This window comes from Burkholderia sp. HMSC10F09 (assembly GCF_001806955.1).
Classification (GTDB): Bacteria; Pseudomonadota; Gammaproteobacteria; order Burkholderiales; family Burkholderiaceae; genus Burkholderia; species Burkholderia multivorans.
In genome coordinates this window covers 2,279-5,174 of record NZ_KV786896.1, presented here as the reverse complement: position 1 = coordinate 5,174, position 2,896 = coordinate 2,279, and the positions used below count along the sequence as shown (strand labels likewise).

The following is a 2,896-nucleotide window of genomic DNA, read 5'->3' as shown; positions in this document are numbered from 1 at the left end:
CCTCGCGCTGAACGCCGCCGTCGAAGCGGCGCGCGCGGGCGAGCAGGGGCGTGGCTTCGCGGTGGTCGCGCAGGAAGTGCGCAGTCTCGCACAACGCAGCGCGCAGGCCGCGCGCGAAGTGAAGGTGCTCGTCGAATCGACGGTCGACAGCGTGTCGGCCGGCTCCGGGCAGGTGCGGCAGGCTGGCGAGACGATGCGCGAAATCGTGTCGAACGTCGCCAACGTGACGACGATCATCTCCGAGATCACGCATGCGGCGAACGAACAGACGCGCGGTATCCAGGAAGTGAACCGCGCGGTCACGCAGCTCGACGAGATGGTTCAGCAGAACGCGGCGCTGGTCGAACAGTCGACCGCGGCGGCGTCGGCGCTGCAGACGCAGGCGAACGCGCTCGCGTCGACGGTCGGCCAGTTCAGGGTCGCGTAGCGCGTTCGCCGGACGCCGGGCGCGCGGCGTCGTCGCCGGCCTCGCGCATCAGCGCGAGCCGGTTGTACAGCGTCTTCAGGCTGATGCCGAGCGCCTTCGCCGCGAGCGGCTTGTTGCCCTCGAAATGGCGCAGCGTCGCGGCGATGAAGCGTTGCTGCGCATGATGCAGCGTCGCCCCGAGCGGCAGCGAGATCGCGTCGTCGTGCATCAGGTCGGCCGGCACCGGTTGCTTCGGCAGCGTGACGTCGATTCCGTCGTCCGCCAGGATGTACGCGCGCTCGATCGTATTGCGCAGTTCGCGCACGTTGCCGGGCCACGAGTACGCACGCAGCGCCGCGATCGCCGCATCGGTCAGCCGCTTGTCGGAGCGGTGCCGCGCATTGAGCGCCGCGACGAACTCCTGCGCGAGCACCTCGACGTCGCCCTCGCGCTGACGCAGCGGCGGCACGACGAGCGCGAATGCGGCGAGCCGGTAGAACAGGTCTTCGCGCAGGCGGCCGTCGCGCACGGCGTCGGCCGGATTGTGGCGCGTCGCGGACACGATCCGCACGTCGAGCGCGATCGCTTCCGTGCCGCCGACGCGCAGGATCGTGTTCGACTCCAGTGCGCGCAGCAGCTTCACCTGCAGCGCGGCGGGCATTTCGGCGATTTCGTCGAGCAGCAGTGTGCCGCCGCGTGCGGCTTCGAAGAAGCCGGTGTGCTGCGCGGTCGCGCCGGTGAAGCTGCCTTTTTCGTGGCCGAACAGCTGCGACTCCGCGATGTCGGGCGGAATCGCGCCGCAGTTGACCGCGACGAACGGCCCGTTGCGCCGCGGGCTGAGCTCGTGCAGCCGACGCGCGACGATGTCCTTGCCCACGCCGCTTTCCCCCGCGATCATCACGCTCGCGCCGGTCGGCGCGACTTTCTCGATGCGCGCGAGCAGCGCACGCATTGCGGCCGAGCGGCCGGACAGCCGGCGTTCGTCTGCGCGTTTCGCGCGGGACGACGTTTCCCGCGGCGGCTTCAGCATGTCGGTTGGCACTTCGATGTCACGCAATTCGTCCATTTGGAATACCGGGTATCGACAACGCGGGCGGCGCGAAGGTGCCGGCGCATAGAAATTTCCAATGCGCACGGCGCTGGCGATCGCTCGCGTGCCTTTTTTCGATCGACAGCCGCCTGGCATGCACGGTCGGGGGCAGGATTTCAAAACGATCCCATGCTTTTTTACAGAAAGCTAATGAAAAATCGTGCGTCCTGGCGCGTGCTTTGCGGCGACCGAGGTATCGCAGCGGGATAGCGGGGCCCCATCCGCGACGAAACGCGCTGTCATCTTCGCACGGCGCGCGCCGCGACATGGCGCAGCGTTGCACATCGCGGCCCGGCAACGCGCGGTGCGCACCGTCCCGCGCCCGTGCGTGCGCCGCGCCGTGCCGCTGCCGGCCGCCGCGGGCTGCGGCGCTCGGACCGTCGCGGTGGTGGCGTCGGCAGGTATGACGGTTGCTTGCCGCGTGTCGCTCGCCCGGCCCGTTCGACGGTATGCCGGACCGCCCGGGCGGCACGCCGCCGCGCGAAGGATGCCGGCGCGAATGCAGGAACGCAATGAGGACCGTTACCCGTGAACTATTCCGGCAGGGTGCATGGGTCGTGCTGGCCGTCGGCGTCGCGTGCGCGCTGCAGGCGGGCGCGATTCGCGTGGTCGGCGCGCATGCGCCGTTTGCGCCGTTGCCTTTTTATGCAGGCGTCGCCGCCGCCGCGTGGCTGACGTCGCTCGCCGGCGGCCTCGCCGCGATCGTCGCGAGCACCGTCGTGATCGCTGCGCTCTGGTGGCGCGACGCGCCGACGGCGACATGGCTGGCCGACGCCGGCACGTTCGTCGCGATCGGCGTGATCGAATGCGCGCTGATCGCAGCCGTCAGGCCGTTGTTCGCGCGCACGCGTGCGGTCGACGACGCGCGCGACGCACGCCGGGAGCCGGCGGCTGCACCGCCTCCATCCGAGGACGTGCTGTTGCGCCGCGTGGTCGATGCGTCGCCCGATGCGATCGTCGGCGTCGACGGCGCGCGGCGGATCGTCAGCTGGAACCGCGCGGCGCAGCGCATCTTCGGCGCCGACGCGGCGACGATGATCGGCCGCGACGTGACGACGCTGTTCGCGCCGCGCTGGCTGCGGCGTCAGCCGGTGCCCGCGTCGATCGACGAGGTACACGCGCCGGTCGGGCCGATCGACGTGCTGTGCATGCGGCAAGACGCACACTGCTTTCGCGCGACGTTTGCGGCATCGCCGATCGTCGATGCGAACGGGCATGTCGACGGCCTCTCGATGACGCTGCGCGAGGCGCGCGAGCGCCGTCGCGACGAGCGGCGCGATCGCCTGTCGCTGCGCGGCGCGCGCGACGCCCGTGTGCAGGCCGACACGGCGAACCGGCTGAAGGACGAACTGCTCGCGACCGTGTCGCATGAATTGCGCACGCCGCTGAACGTGATCTAC

Annotated in this window: 3 protein-coding genes; 2 read left to right on the top strand and 1 reads right to left on the bottom strand. The window is 70.3% G+C overall.

Going from position 1 to position 2,896, the window contains the following annotated elements:
- A partial coding sequence (locus HMPREF3115_RS32810; protein ID WP_256276423.1) for a methyl-accepting chemotaxis protein occupies positions 1–427 on the top strand: 427 nt, incomplete at its 5' end.
- On the opposite strand, the gene HMPREF3115_RS25290 is transcribed toward HMPREF3115_RS32810, so the two are convergent.
- A complete protein-coding gene (locus HMPREF3115_RS25290) occupies positions 414–1,436 on the bottom strand; it encodes a sigma-54 interaction domain-containing protein (protein WP_238542557.1) in 1,023 nt (340 codons plus the stop codon). The genes HMPREF3115_RS32810 and HMPREF3115_RS25290 overlap by 14 nt on opposite strands.
- Before the next feature lie 572 nt (positions 1,437–2,008).
- On the opposite strand from HMPREF3115_RS25290, the gene HMPREF3115_RS32805 reads away from it, so the two are divergent.
- Positions 2,009–2,896 (top strand): PAS domain S-box protein (locus tag HMPREF3115_RS32805; protein ID WP_256276422.1); only part of this gene is annotated, 888 nt, incomplete at its 3' end.

Excerpts from the sequence above, each read along its gene's own strand:
- HMPREF3115_RS25290 (WP_238542557.1), bottom strand. The coding sequence starts at position 1,436 with ATGCTGAAGCCGCCGCGGGAAACGTCGTCCCGCGCGAAACGCGCAGAC.